At 54.7% G+C, this 17272-nt stretch carries 17 protein-coding genes; 10 read left to right on the plus strand and 7 right to left on the minus strand.

Annotation, left to right across the window (positions count from 1 at the left end; genetic code table 11):
• Nucleotides 1–138 (plus strand): IS4 family transposase (locus CINSTRO3249_RS04070; RefSeq protein WP_074012293.1); only part of this gene is annotated, 138 nt, incomplete at its 5' end.
• Between the two features lie 494 nt (nt 139–632).
• Here the strand turns inward: CINSTRO3249_RS04070 and mnmE are convergent.
• The 5 genes from mnmE to rpmH all read right to left on the minus strand — a co-directional run bounded on the left by mnmE (nt 633) and on the right by rpmH (nt 4486).
• Nucleotides 633–1997: a tRNA uridine-5-carboxymethylaminomethyl(34) synthesis GTPase MnmE gene (mnmE, locus tag CINSTRO3249_RS04075; RefSeq protein ID WP_074012305.1), complete on the minus strand. Its 1365-nt coding sequence runs from the start codon at nt 1995–1997 to the stop codon at nt 633–635.
• A gap of 101 nt (nt 1998–2098) precedes the next feature.
• Nucleotides 2099–3742, minus strand: a complete 1644-nt coding sequence (yidC, locus tag CINSTRO3249_RS04080) for a membrane protein insertase YidC (RefSeq protein ID WP_074012294.1) — start codon at nt 3740–3742, stop codon at nt 2099–2101.
• A gap of 2 nt (nt 3743–3744) precedes the next feature.
• Nucleotides 3745–4002, minus strand: a complete 258-nt coding sequence (yidD, locus tag CINSTRO3249_RS04085) for a membrane protein insertion efficiency factor YidD (RefSeq protein ID WP_074012295.1) — start codon at nt 4000–4002, stop codon at nt 3745–3747.
• On the minus strand, nt 3966–4325 hold the full coding sequence (rnpA, locus tag CINSTRO3249_RS04090) for a ribonuclease P protein component (protein WP_074012296.1): 360 nt from the start codon (nt 4323–4325) through the stop codon (nt 3966–3968). Before rnpA ends, yidD begins: the two co-directional genes overlap by 37 nt.
• A gap of 17 nt (nt 4326–4342) precedes the next feature.
• A complete protein-coding gene (gene rpmH, locus CINSTRO3249_RS04095) occupies nt 4343–4486 on the minus strand; it encodes a 50S ribosomal protein L34 (RefSeq protein ID WP_071881986.1) in 144 nt (47 codons plus the stop codon).
• A 627-nt stretch (nt 4487–5113) separates the two neighbouring features.
• Here rpmH and dnaA point away from each other — a divergent pair.
• The 9 genes from dnaA (at nt 5114) to CINSTRO3249_RS04140 (ending at nt 15554) form a co-directional block, all read left to right on the plus strand.
• Nucleotides 5114–6508 carry a chromosomal replication initiator protein DnaA gene (dnaA, locus tag CINSTRO3249_RS04100; RefSeq protein ID WP_074012306.1) on the plus strand — a complete coding sequence of 465 codons (1395 nt, stop codon included), beginning with the start codon at nt 5114–5116 and terminating at the stop codon, nt 6506–6508.
• A gap of 2 nt (nt 6509–6510) precedes the next feature.
• The gene (gene dnaN / locus CINSTRO3249_RS04105) at nt 6511–7611 is read left to right on the plus strand and encodes a DNA polymerase III subunit beta (RefSeq protein WP_074012297.1); all 1101 of its coding nucleotides are present in this window, start codon (nt 6511–6513) and stop codon (nt 7609–7611) included.
• A 26-nt stretch (nt 7612–7637) separates the two neighbouring features.
• Complete coding sequence (gene recF, locus CINSTRO3249_RS04110) at nt 7638–8732, plus strand: DNA replication/repair protein RecF (protein ID WP_074012298.1); 1095 nt, start codon at nt 7638–7640, stop codon at nt 8730–8732.
• Nucleotides 8733–8750: 18 nt separating this feature from the next.
• On the plus strand, nt 8751–11165 hold the full coding sequence (gene gyrB / locus CINSTRO3249_RS04115; RefSeq protein ID WP_074012299.1) for a DNA topoisomerase (ATP-hydrolyzing) subunit B: 2415 nt from the start codon (nt 8751–8753) through the stop codon (nt 11163–11165).
• A 333-nt stretch (nt 11166–11498) separates the two neighbouring features.
• Nucleotides 11499–12341, plus strand: coding sequence for a sugar-phosphatase (gene yidA, locus CINSTRO3249_RS04120; RefSeq protein ID WP_074012300.1), 843 nt, complete (start codon nt 11499–11501; stop codon nt 12339–12341).
• A gap of 169 nt (nt 12342–12510) precedes the next feature.
• Nucleotides 12511–13209, plus strand: coding sequence for a FadR/GntR family transcriptional regulator (locus CINSTRO3249_RS04125; RefSeq protein WP_074012301.1), 699 nt, complete (start codon nt 12511–12513; stop codon nt 13207–13209).
• Complete coding sequence (locus tag CINSTRO3249_RS04130) at nt 13206–14099, plus strand: 2-dehydro-3-deoxygalactonokinase (RefSeq protein WP_074012302.1); 894 nt, start codon at nt 13206–13208, stop codon at nt 14097–14099. Before CINSTRO3249_RS04125 ends, CINSTRO3249_RS04130 begins: the two co-directional genes overlap by 4 nt.
• Nucleotides 14086–14706: a 2-dehydro-3-deoxy-6-phosphogalactonate aldolase gene (locus CINSTRO3249_RS04135; protein WP_074012303.1), complete on the plus strand. Its 621-nt coding sequence runs from the start codon at nt 14086–14088 to the stop codon at nt 14704–14706. The genes CINSTRO3249_RS04130 and CINSTRO3249_RS04135 overlap by 14 nt, the downstream gene beginning before the upstream one ends.
• 131 nt (nt 14707–14837) lie before the next feature.
• Nucleotides 14838–15554: an Rpn family recombination-promoting nuclease/putative transposase gene (locus CINSTRO3249_RS04140; RefSeq protein ID WP_084790107.1), complete on the plus strand. Its 717-nt coding sequence runs from the start codon at nt 14838–14840 to the stop codon at nt 15552–15554.
• Between the two features lie 128 nt (nt 15555–15682).
• Here the strand turns inward: CINSTRO3249_RS04140 and CINSTRO3249_RS04145 are convergent, their stop codons facing one another.
• Entirely contained in the window at nt 15683–16777 is a 1095-nt protein-coding gene (locus CINSTRO3249_RS04145) for an IpaD/SipD/SspD family type III secretion system needle tip protein (RefSeq protein WP_084790108.1), read from the minus strand.
• A 266-nt stretch (nt 16778–17043) separates the two neighbouring features.
• Nucleotides 17044–17272: integrase core domain-containing protein (locus CINSTRO3249_RS04150; protein ID WP_143146879.1), on the minus strand; the 229-nt coding region annotated here is incomplete at its 5' end.

A 17272-nucleotide genomic window follows, 5' to 3' on the forward strand; every position in this document is an offset into this window, starting at 1 on the left:
GTTGCGCAACTCGGAGGCTTTCTTGCTCGAAAAGGCGACGGTGAGCCAGGCGCAAAAACTATCTGGAAAGGCTTGCAGAAAGTCATGACGGCCGCCGAAACGCTACGCGCGCTCAGGCACGAACAGAGATGTGTATAACGAGGTGTCTTTAAGCCTGTCGTCGATCTTGAGTGTGGTGCTTGATGTTGACATGACGAAGCCCTCATAGGGAGTATAAGGTGTTACCTTTTACTAGATTAACTTTTGAATTGGGGGAAAGCAATACTTGAAAAGACGAATAATGCTGGGAGATATCAAAGCCGTTGATAAGGTGAAGAGGATCTTAGGCAACGTTAGGCCTGTAAGGATCGCTTACAAATTCAATATAGTCACCCTCTTCAAACTTTAGGCCAGGCGTTCAACGATCCTCTGTAAGCCACAATCTTACCCAAGACATCCCGATGTTCGGGCGGGGATCGCTCTTCGTTCAACATATTTAATCCTGACATAGGAGGAAGGCCTTAGCTATGGACGAAGTGATGTACCTTAATGGTTTGGCTCTCAACGTAAGGGAATAGACCAGAGTGAAAATCCCATTCTATAGTCAGTAATATTGGATTAGCGGAATTGGGTGAACGTCTGCGTAACCGGACTCACTTCCCGATACAAAAACTGGAAAAAATCCTGCCGAGCAGGTCATCTGAGCTGAATTCGCCGGTGATCTCGCTCAGAGACTGCTGCGCCAGACGCAGCTCCTCCGCCAACAGCTCGCCAGCGTAAGCGCTTACTAACTGTTCTTTTCCCTGTTGTAAATGAGTGGCGGCAGTCTCCAGGGCGTCGAGATGACGCCGGCGGGCCAAAAAGCCCCCCTCGGTGCCGCCGGTAAAGCCCATGCTCTGCTTCAGATGGCGGCGCAGCAGGTCGACACCGGCGCCGGACTGCGCCGACAGGGTAATCAGTGAGTAACCGCCCACTTCCCCACCACCAACGTTTTCGCCGGTCAGGTCAGCTTTATTGCGTACCAGGGTGACCGGCATCGCGAGCGGCAAACGGCTAATAAACGCCGGCCACAGCGTATCAGGGTCGCCAAGGGGAGTGGTGGTGCCGTCCACCATCAGCAGCACATGGTCGGCCTGTTCGATTTCACGCCAGGCGCGTTCAATGCCGATACGCTCCACTTCGTCGCCGGCGTCGCGCAGGCCGGCGGTGTCGATAATATGCAGCGGCATACCGTCGAGGTGGATATGCTCACGCAGCACATCGCGCGTCGTGCCCGCAATGGCGGTGACGATCGCCGCCTCGCGCCCCGCCAGCGCATTCAACAGGCTGGATTTACCGGCGTTCGGCTTACCGGCAATCACCACTTTCATCCCTTCACGCAGAAGGCTGCCCTGGCGCGCTTCGGTGCGCACCCGTTCCAGGCTGGCAATAACGTCATTCAGGCTGGCTTCAATTTTACCGTCGGAGAGGAAGTCAATTTCTTCATCGGGGAAGTCGATGGCCGCTTCGACATAGATGCGTAAGTTAGTAAGCGCTTCCACCAATTCATGAATACGGCCGGAAAACGCGCCCTGTAGCGAATTGACCGCCGAACGCGCGGCCTGCTCCGAGCTGGCGTCGATCAGATCGGCGATAGCCTCTGCCTGGGCCAAATCCAATTTGTCGTTAAGGAAGGCGCGTTCCGAAAACTCGCCGGGGCGCGCAATGCGCACGCCGGGCATCGCGACAATACGCTGTAGCAACACATCTAAAATGACCGGGCCGCCATGGCCCTGCAATTCCAGGACATCTTCGCCGGTGAAGGAGTTGGGGCCAGGAAAAAACAGCGCGATGCCCTGATCAAGCGTTGCGCCGTCACCGTCGCGAAAGGGCAGATATTCGGCCTGACGCGGTCGCGGCAGCTTGCCCAGCAGCGCGCGGGCCACCGGGGCGGCTAAGGGGCCGGAGACGCGCAGAATGCCAACGCCGCCGCGTCCGGGCGGGGTAGCAAGGGCAGTGATGGTATCCGTCTGGCTCATTGAAACGCTCGCTTGGCGCCGTGGGGCGCGGTTGAAAAAAATAAAGGCGGTCATCTTGATGACCGCCTTATCAGCGTGGCTATCTGGCCGGGCGCGCGCTGTTACTTGGCTTTTTTATCCCTGCTGTGCAGGCCGCGCTTTTCCAGGCCGCGATAAATAAGCTGCTGCTGGATGATGGTCACCAGGTTGCTGACGATATAGTACAACACCAGACCCGACGGGAACCACAGGAAGAACACCGTGAAAATCACCGGCATAAAGGTCATGATCTTCTGCTGCATCGGGTCAGTGACGGTGGTGGGCGACATCTTCTGGATAAAGAACATGGTAATGCCCATCAAGACCGGCAGGATGTAGTACGGGTCTTGTGCCGACAGGTCATGGATCCACAGTGCGAACGGCGCATGGCGCAATTCAATGGAGCCTGACAGCATGTAATACAGCGCCAGGAAGATAGGCATCTGGATCACCAGCGGCAGGCAGCCGCCCAGCGGATTGACCTTTTCGGCCTTGTACAGCGCCATCATTTCCTGACTTTGCCGTTGCTTATCGTCACCCAGGCGCTCGCGCATCGCCGCCAGTTTCGGCTGCAGCATGCGCATCTTGGCCATCGAGGTGTACTGCGCCTTGGTCAGCGGGTACATGATGCCGCGCACGATGAAGGTGATGATAATGATGGAGAAGCCCCAGTTGCCGATATAGCTGTGGATGAATTTCAGCAGCTTAAACAGCGGTTGGGAAATAAACCATAGCCAGCCGTAATCAACCGCCAGATCCAGATGCGGGGCGATGGCCGCCATCTTGTCTTGAATTTCCGGGCCGAGCCACAATGTGGCTTTCAGCTCGCTTTGGCTGCCGGCCGCGACGGTGACGGGGGCGGATTTAAAGCCGACTGCCGCCATGCAGTTGCCTAAGTCCGTGGTGTAAAACGTGTTTTTACCCGCAGTGAAAGGCACCCAGGCCGTGGCGAAATACTGCTGCAGCATGGCGACCCAGCCGCCGTCGGTGCTGACGCTCAGATTCTCGCCTTTGATGTCCTTGAAGCTGTACTTCTGATATTTGTCGTCGGTAGTGGAATAGGCCGCGCCACGGTAGGTGTGCAGCGCGAAGTTGCTGCTGCCGGTATCACGTGCTTTGGGCAAATCAATGGATTGCTTCAATTGACCGAACAACGTCAGCTCGAGCGGCTGCGCGCTGGCGTTATTAATGTCGTAATTGACATTTAACGCGAAATCGCCGCGTTTAAGAATAAAGGTCTTGGTATACACCACGCCGTCAGGGGCAGTGTAGGTCAATGGTACGCGCAATTCGCTTTGGTTATCCGCCAGAACATAGGTGTCTTGATTCGTGGTGAACAGCGGGCGCTCGCCGTTGGCGGGATTATCCGGGCCGTTTTTACCGGTCAGGCCGCTTTGTGCCTGATAGACGAATTCCGGCGACGTTTCCAGCAAATGGAAAGGCTGCGGTGAACCCAGTTTATCGGGATAGGACAGCAGGAAAGCCTGTTCGATGTCACCGCCGCGAGTATTGATTTTCAGCGACAGCACGTCGGTTTTAACCGTAATGAGCTGGCCTTGTCCGCTGGCGGGCACACCCTGGCTGTCCGGGTCTGCCGCAGTGGTGTTCGCGGTCTGTTGCGTGGTCTGGGCGGTAGGCGTAGGAGCATGGTCCGTCTGCCAGGCCTGCCAGATCATGAAAGACACGAACAGCAGAGCGATGACAAGAAGATTGCGTTGCGAATCCATTGTTAGTGTTCTCTGTTGTCAAAGTTTTTTGGCGGCACGGGATCTTCGCCACCTGGGTTCAAAGGGTGGCATTTTAATACGCGTTTTAATGTCAACCAACTGCCTTTTAACATACCAAACCTGCGTATCGCCTCAATTCCATACTGCGAACAAGTGGGCTGGAACCGGCAATGAGGCCCCAGCAACGGGCTGAGGACGAGTTGATAGCCGCGTATCAACCCGATCAGCAGCTTTGAGACTGGCGACAATGGCGGCGCCATAATTTTTCTAACGCTTCCGTCAGGGCATGGTTATCCAGATCGGCCACGCCTTTTTTGGCGATGAACACAAAATCCATGGCGGGCAGGGCGTGCTGATGCAGGCGGAAACTTTCGCGCGTCAGGCGCTTGATCCGGTTACGTTCATGGGCCCGTTTTACATGTTTTTTGGCGACCGTAAGACCGACGCGGGGATGCCCCAGCGTGTTCAGGCGGCCGAGGATGGTGACATACGGCGTGCCGGCCCGTTGAGGCTGCTGGAAGACGAAAGTAAAATGATTGGGAGTTAACAACCGTAACTCCCGGGGAAATGCGAGCTTAACCACCCGGTGGGTAAGCTTTCTTACTTGGAAGATACGGTCAGGCGTGTACGGCCTTTTGCACGACGACGTGCCAAAACCTGACGACCGTTCTTCGTTGCCATACGAGCACGGAAACCGTGGGTACGGTTGCGTTTCAATACGGACGGTTGGAAAGTGCGTTTCATAGCGATTTCTACCTAAACTTTGATAATTACTGATCAGTAAACGCGTTTGGCCGCCCGGCGTGAAAACGACCGACGCCTCAATCGCATAACGATAAAGAAGCGGGATTGTAATAATTGTACAGTCCCGAGTCAATTCACATCGCGCTTGCCCGCCTGAATACCCGTGTTCATGCCAGAATCTCCGTCCGGCAAGTCGGACGGGACATCAGACGTCACGCGTAGGGCAGAGAATTATACGGGGTTCCGGCCAAAGCGCAAGGATCCTGCGGGATCTAGTCTATTCCTGTCAGGATCACATGTCCGCGATCCCGGCCGAAAAATTCAGACTATGCTTAATTTCGTCGATCATAAGGCTTACTTTTTATCCAGCGGGGAGATTATCAGGTACACTCCCAAGCGCCCGGTTACCCTGTGGATAAAAAGGATGAAAACTGTGTAGAAGAGGAGGATCTGTGGCGCGGTTTGCGTTATGATCCGCACTCCCTGACGGGATCAAGCTAAGATCCGTCGCGGGAAAAACCGTTTAAGGCGGTTCGCAGGTTGCATCACGGTAATCTGTGTCAAAAAGATGATCCTGAATCATACAGTTTTGTTTCTTTTGTTGATCTTGTTCGATTGGAGTCCGCCGTGTCACTTTCGCTTTGGCAGCAATGTCTTGCCCGGTTACAGGATGAGTTACCTGCCACAGAATTCAGTATGTGGATACGCCCCCTACAGGCGGAACTGAGTGACAACACTCTGGCGCTTTACGCCCCTAACCGGTTCGTGCTGGATTGGGTGCGGGATAAGTATTTGAACAACATCAACGGTTTGCTAAATGATTTCTGCGGCACGGATGCGCCGCTGCTGCGCTTTGAAGTGGGCAGCAAGCCGCCGCAAATGGCGGTGCTGCAGCCCGTGAGTCAGCACGCCAGCGAAGCGCCTTCCCAGGCGACGGTTGCCCGTCCACGGCCAAGCCGTCCGAGCTGGGATAACGCCCCGTTACAGCCGGAGCTCTCTTATCGCTCCAATGTGAATCCCAAACATAACTTCGACAATTTCGTTGAAGGTAAATCCAACCAGCTGGCGCGCGCGGCAGCGCGGCAGGTCGCCGACAATCCGGGCGGCGCCTATAATCCACTGTTCCTTTATGGCGGCACCGGGCTGGGCAAGACCCATTTGCTGCATGCGGTGGGCAACGGCATCATGGCGCGCAAGACCAATGCCAAAGTGGTGTACATGCATTCCGAACGTTTCGTCCAGGATATGGTGAAGGCTTTACAGAATAATGCCATCGAAGAGTTCAAACGCTATTACCGGTCGGTGGACGCGTTGCTTATCGATGACATTCAGTTTTTCGCTAATAAGGAACGTTCGCAGGAAGAGTTTTTCCATACCTTCAATGCGTTGCTGGAAGGTAATCAGCAGATTATCCTGACCTCCGACCGTTATCCGAAGGAGATAAACGGGGTGGAGGACCGGCTGAAGTCGCGCTTCGGCTGGGGGCTGACGGTGGCCATTGAGCCGCCGGAGCTTGAGACGCGTGTGGCGATATTGATGAAGAAAGCCGATGAGAACGCGATCCGACTGCCGGGGGAAGTTGCGTTTTTTATCGCCAAGCGGTTGCGTTCCAACGTGCGCGAGCTGGAAGGCGCGTTGAATCGCGTCATCGCCAATGCCAATTTCACCGGCCGGGCGATTACCATTGATTTTGTGCGCGAAGCGCTGCGGGATTTGCTGGCGCTGCAGGAAAAGCTGGTTACCATTGATAATATCCAGAAAACCGTGGCGGAATACTATAAAATCAAGGTGGCCGATTTGCTCTCCAAGCGGCGTTCTCGCTCGGTCGCCCGCCCCCGTCAGATGGCGATGGCGTTATCAAAAGAATTAACCAATCATAGCCTGCCTGAAATTGGCGATGCTTTCGGCGGGCGCGATCATACGACGGTGCTGCACGCCTGCCGGAAAATCGAGCAGTTGCGTGAAGAGAGCCACGATATTAAAGAAGATTTCTCCAACTTAATCAGAACATTATCTTCCTAACTATGAAATTTATCGTTGAACGTGAGCAGCTGCTTAAGCCTCTGCAACAGGTCAGTAGCCCGTTGGGGGGCCGCCCGACCTTACCGATTCTGGGTAACCTGCTTTTGCAGGTGTCCGAAGACCGCTTGCTGCTGACCGGTACCGATTTGGAAATGGAAATGGTCGCGCGGGTGGCGCTGAGCGCCGCCCATGAGCCGGGCGCGACCACGGTGCCGGCGCGCAAGTTTTTTGATATTTGCCGCGGTCTGCCCGAAGGGGCGGAAATCGCCGTGACGTTGGAAGGCGAACGGATGCTGATTCGCTCGGGGCGCAGCCGCTATTCGCTTTCCACGTTGCCCGCCTCCGACTTTCCCAATCTGGATGATTGGCAAGGCGAGGTGGAATTCACCCTGTCGCAGTCTATTCTGAAACGATTGATTGAATCGACCCAGTTTTCCATGGCCCATCAGGATGTGCGTTACTACCTCAACGGTATGCTGTTTGAAACCGAAGGCGAGGAGCTGCGCACCGTGGCCACCGACGGGCATCGTCTGGCGGTCTGCGCCATGTCCGTCGGTGAGGCGCTGCCGTCCCATTCCGTCATTGTGCCGCGCAAGGGCGTGATGGAGCTGGTGCGGATGCTGGACGGCGGCGAAAACCCGGTGAAGCTGCAAATCGGCAGCAACAACATTCGCGCTAGCGTCGGTGATTACATCTTCACATCCAAACTGGTGGACGGCCGTTTCCCCGACTATCGCCGCGTGTTGCCGAAGAATCCCGATAAAACCCTTGAAGCGGGCTGCGATGTGCTCAAACAAGCCTTCGCCCGCGCCGCAATCCTTTCCAATGAAAAGTTTCGCGGCGTGCGGCTGTATCTGAGCACCAACCAGCTGAAAATCACCGCCAACAACCCGGAGCAGGAAGAGGCGGAAGAGATCCTGGATGTCACCTATCAGGGCAGCGAGATGGAAATCGGTTTCAATGTCAGCTACGTGCTTGACGTGCTGAATGCGTTGAAATGCGAGGAAGTGCGGCTGCTGCTGACCGATGGGGTGTCCAGCGTGCAGATTGAAGACAGCGCCAGCCAGGCGGCCGCCTATGTCGTTATGCCGATGCGTCTGTAGCCAATGTGGTAAGGTAGTGTGAGTGAATGGCTCTGTCGCGTCTGCTGATTCGTGATTTTCGTAATATCGCTGCCGCCGATTTGTCTTTGGCCGCTGATTTTAATTTTTTGGTGGGCGCCAACGGCAGCGGTAAAACCAGCGTTCTGGAAGCCATTTACACGCTTGGACACGGCCGTGCGTTCCGCAGTTTGCAATCCGGGCGGGTTATCCGTCATGAGCAGCCGGAATTTGTGCTGCACGGGCGTATTGACGCAGGCAATGTGGATGCGCGCGCGACCTCGGTGGGGCTCTCGCGCAATCGGCTGGGCGACAGTACGGTGCGCATCGACGGCAGCGATGGCCATAAGGTGGCGGAACTGGCCCAGCTGTTGCCGATGCAGCTGATTACCCCGGAGGGCTTTACGCTACTGAATGGCGGGCCCAAGTACCGGCGCGCCTTTATAGACTGGGGGTGTTTTCATAACGAGCCGGCTTTCTTTACCGCCTGGAGCAATCTGCGTCGGTTGCTGAAACAGCGCAATGCCGCCCTGCGCCAGGTCAGTCGTTATCAACAGCTGCGTGCCTGGGATCAGGAGCTGATTCCGCTGGCGAACCGAATCAGTCAATGGCGCGCTGACTATAGCGCGGCGATCGCGGCGGATATTACCGCCACCTGCGCGCAATTTCTGCCGGAGTTTCGCCTTGATTTTAGCTTTCAGCGCGGCTGGGACAAAGAAAGCGAGTTCGGCGAGCTGCTGGAGCGCCAGTTCGAGCGCGATCGCGCGCTAACCTACACCGCGTCCGGCCCCCATAAAGCGGATTTCCGAATCCGTGCCGAAGGCGTACCGGTGGAGGATATTCTCTCGCGCGGTCAGCTCAAATTATTGATGTGTGCCCTGCGTCTGGCGCAGGGTGAATTCCTTACCCACCGGAACGGCCGGCGATGTCTGTATCTGATTGATGACTTCGCATCCGAACTGGATACCGGACGCCGTCGCCTGTTGGCGGAGCGTCTGAAAGCCACCCATGCCCAGGTTTTCGTCAGCGCGGTCAGCGCGGATCAAATCCGTGATATTACCGATGAAAAGGGCAAGATGTTCAAGGTGGAACAGGGTAAAATAAGCCTCCAATCCGAAGTTTAAAATGAGCGGGAAACGTTGATGTCGAATTCTTATGACTCCTCAAGTATCAAAGTACTCAAGGGACTGGACGCGGTGCGTAAGCGCCCGGGTATGTATATCGGCGATACCGATGATGGTACCGGTCTGCATCATATGGTATTCGAGGTTGTGGACAACGCTATCGACGAAGCCCTTGCCGGTCACTGTAAAGAAATCGTGGTCATGATCCATGAAGACAATTCGGTTTCCGTCCAGGATGATGGTCGCGGCATTCCGACCGGCATCCACGAAGAAGAGGGCGTCTCCGCCGCCGAAGTTATCATGACCGTGCTGCACGCGGGCGGGAAGTTTGACGACAACTCCTACAAGGTGTCGGGCGGCCTGCACGGCGTCGGCGTGTCGGTGGTGAACGCCCTGTCGGAAAAACTCGAGCTGATGATAAAGCGCGAAGGCAAAGTGCATCAGCAGACCTATCAGGGGGGCGTGCCCCAATCACCGCTGTGTGTGGTGGGCGAAACCGAGCAGACCGGCACCACGGTGCGGTTTTGGCCAAGTTTTGCTACCTTCACCAATAATACCGAATTCCAATATGAAATCCTGGCCAAACGCCTGCGGGAACTGTCCTTTCTGAACTCCGGCGTCTCTATCCGCCTGCGCGACAAGCGCAACGACAAGGAAGACCACTTCCATTATGAAGGCGGTATCAAGGCGTTCGTGGAATATCTGAATAAGAACAAAACGCCTATCCATCCGAATGTGTTCTACTTCTCTACTGAAAAAGACAGCATCGGTGTGGAAATTGCCCTGCAATGGAACGATGGGTTCCAGGAAAATATTTACTGCTTCACCAACAACATTCCCCAGCGCGACGGCGGTACCCATCTGGCCGGCTTCCGCGCCGCCATGACCCGCACGCTGAATTCCTATATGGATAAAGAAGGCTACAGCAAGAAGGCCAAGGTCAGCGCGACCGGTGATGACGCCCGCGAAGGGCTTATCGCCGTGGTTTCTGTCAAGGTGCCGGATCCGAAGTTCTCTTCCCAAACCAAGGACAAACTAGTTTCATCCGAGGTGAAATCGGCGGTGGAATCGCTGATGAACGAGCGGCTGGTGGAATATCTGCTGGAAAACCCCAACGACGCCAAAATTGTGGTAGGCAAAATCATCGACGCCGCCCGCGCCCGTGAAGCCGCCCGCAAGGCGCGCGAGATGACCCGCCGTAAGGGGGCGCTGGATCTGGCCGGTCTGCCGGGCAAGCTGGCGGATTGTCAGGAGCGCGATCCGGCGCTGTCGGAACTGTACCTGGTGGAGGGTGACTCCGCCGGCGGTTCGGCCAAGCAGGGCCGTAACCGTAAGAATCAGGCGATATTGCCGTTGAAAGGGAAAATCCTCAACGTTGAAAAAGCCCGTTTTGACAAAATGCTCTCCTCGCAGGAAGTCGCTACCCTTATCACCGCCCTTGGCTGCGGCATCGGCCGCGACGAATACAACCCGGACAAGCTGCGCTATCACAATATCATTATCATGACCGATGCCGATGTCGATGGTTCGCATATCCGCACCCTGCTGTTGACCTTCTTTTATCGTCAAATGCCGGAAATTATCGAGCGCGGCCATGTGTTTATCGCCCAGCCGCCGCTGTATAAAGTCAAAAAGGGCAAGCAGGAGCAATATATTAAAGACGATGAGACCATGGATCAGTATCAGATAGCGCTGGCGATGGATGGCGCCACGCTGCACGCCAATGCCCATGCCCCGGCGCTGGCCGGCGAGCCGCTGGAAAGTCTGGTGGCCGAGCATTACGCCGTGCAGAAAATGATAGGCCGCATGGAGCGGCGCTTCCCGCGTGCGCTGCTTAACCACCTGATTTACCAACCGGCCCTGACGGAAGCGCAGCTGAGCCAGCAGGATCAGGTCACAAGCTGGATCACCGCACTGGCGCAGGCGCTGAACGATAACGAGAAGCACGGCAGCAGTTACAGCTTCAAAGTGCAGGAAAACCGCGAACGCCAGCTGTTTGAGCCGCTGCTGCGGGTACGCACGCATGGCGTCGATACGGATTATCTGCTGGATTACGATTTCATCCACGGCGGTGAATACCGCAAACTGGCGACGCTTGGCGAAACGCTGGGGGGGCTTATCGAAGCGGATGCCTATATCGAGCGCGGTGAACGCCGTCAGCCGGTCACCAGCTTTGAGCAGGCGCTGGAATGGCTGGTGAAAGAGTCGCGCCGCGGCCTGGCGGTGCAGCGTTACAAAGGTCTGGGCGAGATGAACCCTGATCAGCTGTGGGAAACCACCATGGATCCGGACAGCCGCCGTATGCTGCGCGTCACGGTAAAGGACGCCATCGCGGCCGATCAGCTGTTTACCACGCTGATGGGGGATGCGGTAGAGCCGCGGCGTGCGTTCATTGAAGAAAACGCGCTAAAGGCCGCCAATATCGATATCTAACGGCAAGCGCCGACCTTAAACATCCGGGATTCACCTCCCGGATTTTTTTTGCCCCGCTTCCGCCTATCAATGCGCGTCAATACGCGGCGGCGGCACTGTATATTCCGCTGGACACGTCCGCGCGACGCTTAATAGAAATCTAACCCCTTTGTCATTATCCGGCATTATCTCTGGTGCAGGCTCTGATAATGGGCCGCTTGCCGGAAACACCGTCGCAACAACGGTTGACAGCCTTGTCGGGTCATATAGGCTAAAGTGACCGCTGCCCTGAAGCAGTTATCAACACGCGGCAGGCATCAGATTTATGCTTGTGGCGCAATCTAAGAGGATGTAATGGCGATAAAATTGATTGCAATTGATATGGACGGGACGCTTTTAAATCATAAACACGAAATTACTCCCGCGGTGAAAGAGGCTATCGGCGCGGCGCGCAGCAAGGGGGTGTACGTCGCGCTGGCGACCGGCAGGCCCTATATTGGTATCGAACGGTATTTGATGGAGCTGGATTTACAGCTGGAGGGGAATTTCTGTATTACCAATAACGGCGCGTTGGTACAGCGGACGGTAGACGGGTCGTGTATTTCTCAGACGGTACTGGATATTGATGATTACCGCTACCTAGAGGCGTTATCCCGCCAGCTGGAGGTGCATTTTCACGCGCTGGACTTTGATACGCTTTATACCGCGAATCGTGATATCAGCCGTTATACGGTGTATGAAGCTTCATTAACCGGCATGCCTTTCAAGTTTCGTACCGTTGCTGAGATGGATGCTGCTCTGCGCTTCCCGAAAGTCATGATGATAGACGACCCTGCAATTCTGGATGCGGCCATTAAACGCATTCCGCAAGAAGCCTTCGACCGTTATACCATCATGAAAAGCGCGCCGTATTACCTGGAATTATTAAGTAAACAGGCCAACAAAGGCACGGCGGTAAAAGCGTTGGCGGAGCATCTGGGATTGCACCGCGATGAGGTCATGACGCTTGGCGATCAGGCCAACGATCTGGCGATGATCGAGTATGCCGGCACCGGCGTGGCGATGGGCAATGCCATCGACGAAATCAAGGCCGCCAGTCAGTTTGTCACTCAAACCAACGTTGAGGATGGGGTCGCGCTGGCCATTCATAAATTTGTGCTCGACGCGCCGCCCGACGCGGCGGCACTGCGCGCCTGAGCGCGCCTTTTGACAGTGAACTGATTAAAGTGTGATCTTTATTGTAGTACAATAATTAATAATGGTGCTACAATTTGGATCGGATTTTGCCGATACCACCCATTCTTGTGCGACAGACCTTCAGGACCTGATAGAATCGCTTTTATTCCCCCAGGCCTTCGGAGCAAGGATGAATAAACAGTCTCTTAGCAAAACCGAACGAATTATCCATGAAGTGGGCCAGCAGATCATCAGCGGCAAGTATATTCCCGGCAGCGGTTTACCGCCGGAAGCGGAATTATGCGAGGAATTCAGTACGTCGCGCAATATTATCCGTGAGGTGCTGCGTTCGCTGACCGCTAAGCGGCTCATCGAGATTATTCGTTATCGCGGCGCGTTTGTCACCGCGCGCAACAAATGGAATTACCTGGATAGCGATGTGCTGCAGTGGGTGCTGGCCTGCGATTATGATCCCAGGCTTATCGCCTCCATGACCGAAGTGCGGAATCTGGTGGAGCCGACGATTGCGCGCTGGGCCGCTGAGCGGGCCACCTCCGGCGAGCTGGCGATGATTGAAGAGGCGCTCAATGGCATGATCACCAACCATAACAATCGCGATGCATTTAACGAAGCGGATATTCGTTTTCACGAGGCGGTGTTGAATGCCGTTCATAATCCGGTGCTACAACAGTTGGGCGTCGCGATAAGTTCGCTGCAGCGGGCGGTATTCGAGCGGACCTATATGCCTGACGAAGGTAATATGCCCCGCACATTGCGAGAACATCAGAATTTGTATGATGCTATCCGCCATCAGGATAGCGATGCGGCGGAGCAGGCGGCCTTGACCATGATCGCCAGCTCAACACAACGGTTGAAGGATATAACATGAGCAACAGCTACATCGCCATTGATTGGGGGTCGACCAACCTGCGCGCCTGGCTTTATGTGAACGGCGAGCTGGCGGCAAGTACGCGTTCCGAGGCCGGGGTAACGCGGTTGGGCGGGCGCAGCGCGGAGCAGGTATTTCGTGAGGTGGTGGCGCCCTGGAGTCAGCATAACGTCCCGGTGATCATGGCCGGAATGGTGGGCAGCAACGCCGGCTGGGTGCCGGTGCCGTATTTGTCCTGTCCGACTAGCCTGACCGACCTCGCCGGTCAACTGACGCGCGTTAAAGAGGCGGCGCCCTGGGATATCCGTATCATTCCCGGCATCAGCATACTGAACGACAACAATTGTAATGTCATGCGCGGCGAGGAAACCCAGCTGCTGGGCGCCTATCGCACTCATCCCGCCAGTCTGTATTTGATGCCCGGCACCCACTGTAAATGGGTGCGCAATCGCGATGGCGTGATCGACGATTTTCGTACCGTTATGACCGGCGAGCTGCATCATTTGCTGATGACGCAATCGCTGGTGGGCGTGGGCCTGACCGAACAGCAGCCCGACGGCGCGGTGTTCCGCCAGGGAATGGAGCAGGGATTTGCCGAAAGCAATATTTTGCGCTGTCTGTTTGAAACCCGCGCCGCCCATGTGCTGGGCAAACTCGACCGTAGCGCCGTCAGTGAATGGTTATCCGGTCTCCTCATCGGTAATGAAGTGGCGCAGATGCAGCGCGATTGGCACCTGCAGACAGGGGAAACCGTAGCCGTCATCGGCAACCCGTCGCTGGCCGCCCGTTATCAACAGGCTCTGGATCATGCGGGGCTTAACCACCGGTTGCTGGACGGCGATGACTGTTTCCAGGCCGGTATAAGGAGCATAGTTAATGATTTGGAATGAGAAATTACCCCTAATTGCCATCCTGCGCGGCATTACCCCCGACGAGGTGTTGGCCCATGTTCAGGTGCTCATTGACGCCGGCTTCGAGGCGGTGGAAATCCCCACCAATTCGCCCGATTGGCAACAAAGCATTGCCAAAGCCGTCGCTGCGTTCGGCGACCGGGCGCTTATCGGCGCGGGGACGGTGCTGACCGTCGCTCAGGTAGACGCCTTGCAGGCCACGGGTGCGACGTTGATGGTGACGCCGAATATCAACGCGGACGTCATTCGCCGCGCGGTGGGCTATGGGTTACAGGTTTGCCCGGGGTGTGCCACCGCGACCGAAGCCTTTACCGCCATCGAGGCCGGCGCGCAGGCGCTGAAAATTTTCCCGTCGGTGTCTTTTGGCCCCGATTATATCAAGGCATTGAAAGCGGTGCTGCCGCCCGAAATCCCGGTGTTCGCCGTCGGCGGCATTTCGCCGGAAAATCTGCAAGATTACCTCAAAGCAGGCTGCGTAGGGGCCGGGCTGGGCAGCGATCTTTACCGGGCGGGTCAGCCGGTAAGTCGTACCGCAGAACAGGCCAAGGCGTTTGTTGGCGCCTGGAGAACCGCGACCGGGCGCTGATAGGTCGCTGGATATACGGCCGCCGCCGCGGCCGCGTTAGCGGGTCTTGCACCTTATCCTGCCTGATAGCGTAAAAATAGCCTCTTAATTACGGGAACAGGTATAGTTTCTCGCCGCTTTTCAGGGCTATTATGCTGCGTTACTTTTGCCAGGGAGGCGTTATGATTCAGCTAGTGCCAGAGCCTATTTCGTTATTCAATTTTATTGCTGCGGATATTGACGACGCGCGGCATTTCCTCGACAGTTTCTTGCCGGCGCCGATTCGGCGATGCTGCGATTTAAACACGCTGTCACTGCAGGCCAGCCATATTATTGATGACACCCTGTGTGGTCAGCTGGCCGATTTGCTGTATTCGCTGAATACCGTCAGGGGAACAGGGTATATTCATTGTGTGCAGGATCTGCAATCGCGCCCGGAAAAAATGATGCCGTTGCGCATGTATCGATACAGTTTGACCATCATGCAGCGGCACATTGAACAAGGCAATAATAAATTCCCAGTGGTGTTACCATTGCTGTTTTATCACGGCCAGACGCCGGCTAACCCCTACAGTACGCGTTTACCTGATTTTTTTGCTCATCCCGGCCTCGGCGAAGCAGCCTATATGGAGGTGTACCCGTTGGTGGATATCCGCGCTATGCCGATCCATGAAGTGGCGCCTTTAAGCCGGCGTGATGAACTCTTTGCGCTGCTTGATAAACATGCGCAGGGCCACGACCCTCAGGCGCTTGATGACGATATCAATCGCGTATTAGCGCAATGGTCGCTGCCACCCGCGCAATTTCGCAAGATTATTTATAATCTGGTTGACTTGTTCAGGGCCGGAAACGGGCGGCAGAACTTCTGAGCAAATGCCATCTGCGTCACCGGCCGTTAACGCCAGAGGTGACGCTGCGTGTTGTGATGCTGTTGCGCTGGTCTTGTTATCGCGTTAGTCGCTTTCACGCCTGTGCTTCCCAGGTTAGTCCTAATCGATTAATTACTGAGGAACGCTTTGGCGCATTCCAGCAACGCTGTAATGGAGCTGCTGAGAACTTTATTCAGGTTATCGAAGGTGCTATTCGCCTGGGTATAGCGTTGGGAGAAAGCTTGCATATTGCTCTGGAAGGTATTTCCCATTGAATTAAACGCCGCCAGCCAGGCATTATAGCTGGCCATATCGACATCGCTGCCGCCCGATGGTCTTTTGGGACAACCGGTAAGAGCCGATCGATCGAAGGTGATTTTGCCGGTCGTCATATCGACAGCAAACGCGGGCTTTAACGTAGCGGCCATCTGCTGACGCTCCGTAGCGCTTAACTGGTCCCACTGCGGCACCGTGCCCAGATTTTTATCTAAACCGTCAATTGTACTCGCAAACTCCGTGAAAGCGGTATCCATGACGCTGTTATTCCACTTGATATAATTACCATCTTTCCCTTCGCTGACCGCACTTGCCGCTTTGGATTGTAGCTCGGTATAGGCCTGGTAAAAATCAGCATACTGCAGCATCAGTGAAGAATAGAAGTCGACATAGTTTGTTTTAATCGAGGCAATCGTGTCGGCAATTGAGTCCCAGAAATCAGAATAGGTTAGCTGCGTCTCATCTTTCAGATAAATATTATACGCTTCCTCAAGGTTTGGTTCTTGTTTTACTTCCTCGATCATGCGATTTAAGGTGTTATAGTTCTTCTGCCTGATAAGACTTTCTTTGCGTATTTCCCCTTGCAGGGCTTCACTCAACTCGGATGCAGCTTTAGCCGATTCTTTTTGTTTTCTCTTCAGCGATTCAACACCGTCAGGTTCCGATGAATCAATGCTGGTTGGAAAAGGGGGAAGCATTTCGATTTTTTTAAGGATATCCTGAACACGCGAACCGGGTTCACCCGCCTTCAGCTGCTTAAAAATATTGATTCCCGCTTTTAATCGATATAGGTCACCGTGTTTATGGGATAATTGACCGAGTTGTTCAAGAAGATCCAGAGAAATTTCATTGAATTTCTCATGAAATTGCTCTCTTTTTACCGCCTCGTTTTGAAGGCTATCGCATGGGCAAAGGACGTGTGTATTATATTGGAGTGTGTCCTGCAATTTGCATCTATCATAGTTTCTCCTGGTCTTGGTGCAACAACGGATTTACCGGTTGCCAAAAAATGATGTTAAGAATTATCCCCTTTTTTCGTGATGGAAAATATAAAAAAACATTCTTTTTTTTACATAAAAAAAAGAAATTTATGTCATAACAATATGTTTTAAAAGCGATTTTTTAATATTCGTGCAACTGCTGTCTCTGCGGACTCACGGGCTGTTGATGAATTGAATAACCCCGAGTTTATTAGAGAGTAATTTTGGCAATACTACGCCGCTTCCTCTGATGCTAATTGCAAAGCGTAATAGTTCATTTCGGCTTCAGTAGGAGGGATGTAACCCAGCCGCCCGAGCAGCCTTCTGTTGTTGTACCAGTCCACCCAGTCCAGCGTGGCCAACTCCACTTCCGTCCGGTTTTTCCAGCTCCCGCGGTGGATAACCTCCGTTTTGTACAACCCGTTGATACTCTCTGCCATCGCATTATCGTAGGAGTCGCCG

The sequence above is a fragment of the Candidatus Sodalis sp. SoCistrobi genome, assembly GCF_900143145.1.
Taxonomy (GTDB): domain Bacteria; phylum Pseudomonadota; class Gammaproteobacteria; order Enterobacterales; family Enterobacteriaceae; genus SoCistrobi.

What these genes read in the sequence shown, in the direction of transcription:
- dnaN (WP_074012297.1), top strand. Translation starts at nt 6,511, where the DNA reads ATGAAATTTATCGTTGAACGTGAGCAGCTGCTTAAGCCTCTGCAACAG.
- yidC (WP_074012294.1), bottom strand. Translation starts at nt 3,742, where the DNA reads ATGGATTCGCAACGCAATCTTCTTGTCATCGCTCTGCTGTTCGTGTCT.
- CINSTRO3249_RS04130 (WP_074012302.1), top strand. Translation starts at nt 13,206, where the DNA reads ATGAGCAACAGCTACATCGCCATTGATTGGGGGTCGACCAACCTGCGC.
- recF (WP_074012298.1), top strand. Translation starts at nt 7,638, where the DNA reads ATGGCTCTGTCGCGTCTGCTGATTCGTGATTTTCGTAATATCGCTGCC.
- yidA (WP_074012300.1), top strand. Translation starts at nt 11,499, where the DNA reads ATGGCGATAAAATTGATTGCAATTGATATGGACGGGACGCTTTTAAAT.
- yidD (WP_074012295.1), bottom strand. Translation starts at nt 4,002, where the DNA reads ATGGCGCCGCCATTGTCGCCAGTCTCAAAGCTGCTGATCGGGTTGATA.
- rpmH (WP_071881986.1), bottom strand. Translation starts at nt 4,486, where the DNA reads ATGAAACGCACTTTCCAACCGTCCGTATTGAAACGCAACCGTACCCAC.
- CINSTRO3249_RS04125 (WP_074012301.1), top strand. Translation starts at nt 12,511, where the DNA reads ATGAATAAACAGTCTCTTAGCAAAACCGAACGAATTATCCATGAAGTG.
- mnmE (WP_074012305.1), bottom strand. Translation starts at nt 1,997, where the DNA reads ATGAGCCAGACGGATACCATCACTGCCCTTGCTACCCCGCCCGGACGC.
- gyrB (WP_074012299.1), top strand. Translation starts at nt 8,751, where the DNA reads ATGTCGAATTCTTATGACTCCTCAAGTATCAAAGTACTCAAGGGACTG.
- CINSTRO3249_RS04140 (WP_084790107.1), top strand. Translation starts at nt 14,838, where the DNA reads ATGCTGCGTTACTTTTGCCAGGGAGGCGTTATGATTCAGCTAGTGCCA.
- CINSTRO3249_RS04135 (WP_074012303.1), top strand. Translation starts at nt 14,086, where the DNA reads ATGATTTGGAATGAGAAATTACCCCTAATTGCCATCCTGCGCGGCATT.